Annotated in this window: 3 pseudogenes; 1 reads left to right on the plus strand and 2 read right to left on the minus strand. The window is 58.6% G+C overall.

Going from position 1 to position 1,426, the window contains the following annotated elements:
* Positions 1-35: 35 nt before the first annotated feature.
* Positions 36-266 (minus strand): annotated as a pseudogene (locus VQ045_RS21670) (hypothetical protein); the annotation flags it as partial.
* A gap of 25 nt (positions 267-291) precedes the next feature.
* Between VQ045_RS21670 and VQ045_RS21675 the strand changes: the two are divergent.
* A pseudogene (locus tag VQ045_RS21675) lies at positions 292-597 on the plus strand (transposase); the annotation flags it as partial.
* Positions 598-837: 240 nt separating this feature from the next.
* Here the strand turns inward: VQ045_RS21675 and VQ045_RS21680 are convergent.
* Positions 838-996 (minus strand): annotated as a pseudogene (locus VQ045_RS21680) (transposase); the annotation flags it as partial.
* Between the last annotated feature and the right edge of the window lie 430 nt (positions 997-1,426).

Raw genomic sequence — 1,426 nt, forward strand, 5'->3', positions numbered from 1 at the left:
AAACGTCATGAGAAGGGCCCCGATCGGGGCCCTTCTCATGACGTCACCTGGCACATATTTCCTCCGGCCAACTGGCGCATATTTGCTCCGGCGTTGACAATCCAGGTCGCGGGAAACAGGAGAACAAGAACCGTCACGATCTCGAGCCGCCCGAGCAGCATGATCGCCGAGAGCACCCAAAGCGTCGAATCGGGGAAACTGCCGAAATTGCCGGACGGGCCGATGATCTGGCCAAATCCCGGACCGACATTGGCGAGCGCCGTCAGCGCCCTACACAGCAATTCCGGGTCCGCGAGAGACTACGCTGCCTGGCTCGGCCTTACACCCAAACCGCACTCGACCGGCGGTAAACAGAGGCTTGGTCGAATCTCGAAGATGGGCAACCGTTATATCCGGCGATTGCTGTATCTGGGCGCCATGGCGCAGATCATGGTCAGACGGAGGCTCGGGCTGGGATTGGATTGGCTATCGAGCATGCTGATCCGGAAAAAGACAAAGGTCGTCGCCAACGCCTTGGCACATCGCATGGCAAGAACGATCTTCGCTGTCCTTCGGGACGACATACGCTATCAGCCGCAGGCGGCCGCCTGCGGCTAAAGGAATGGTCAGGGCAAAGTGAAGTGATGGCGAACGGACGGAGCCGAAGAACCAGGACACCCCGATCAATCCGAAGCGCTTGGAGCGCGCTCGATTGATTGGGACCTGTTCTCCAAGCGAACATTCATCAGGGCGCGCAGCGATCCCGCTGCATATTTCAGACGCCGTATACATGGTCGCAACCGACCTGTTCATCAAAACCGATCCGACAATCCTTGACCCGCAGGAGCCATCCATACACGGATTGAAGTCGGGGCTGTAAGGCGGCAGGTATCGCAGTTGCGCACCGGCCTTTTCGATCGCCTGGCGCACGCCATCGGCTTTGTGCGCTGGAAGATTATCCATGACCACCACGTCTCCTGAACTGAGCGTCGGCGCCAGCACCTGCTCCACATAAGCGATCAGACTTCTCCAGACAATATTCGGGCGAGGATCATTGCCGTCAGGCGCATTGATTGCAATCTGCGCTAGCGTTACAAACGAACATGCCTGATCAGTTCAGCGACCAGATCCAGCGTGCGCTGAGCGTGCTCGAAACCGACCGGAAGGGTCTGACACGCATGCTCGAAGTTCCGATGGCCACATTGCGATCGTGGGAAGTGCGTTCGCCCCCTGCCTATGCGTGGCTTGCAGTTGCGGCACTCATAGCGAGCCTTGGGACGAAACGGCTGACTAACCCCGCCAGCCAAAACACGAGGCACGCGTCAGATCGCTTTTCGGGGATGTCCCGAAGTTTGTTGAACTTCGTTGAGCGGCGATGCCGGGTTGAACGTTACGCGGCCCTCGATGCAGGGGCAATGAACTTTTCGGCATTTTGGCGCTGATGGGC

It is taken from the genome of Aurantimonas sp. E1-2-R+4 (genome assembly GCF_036549515.1).
Classification (GTDB): domain Bacteria; phylum Pseudomonadota; class Alphaproteobacteria; order Rhizobiales; family Rhizobiaceae; genus Aurantimonas; species Aurantimonas coralicida_A.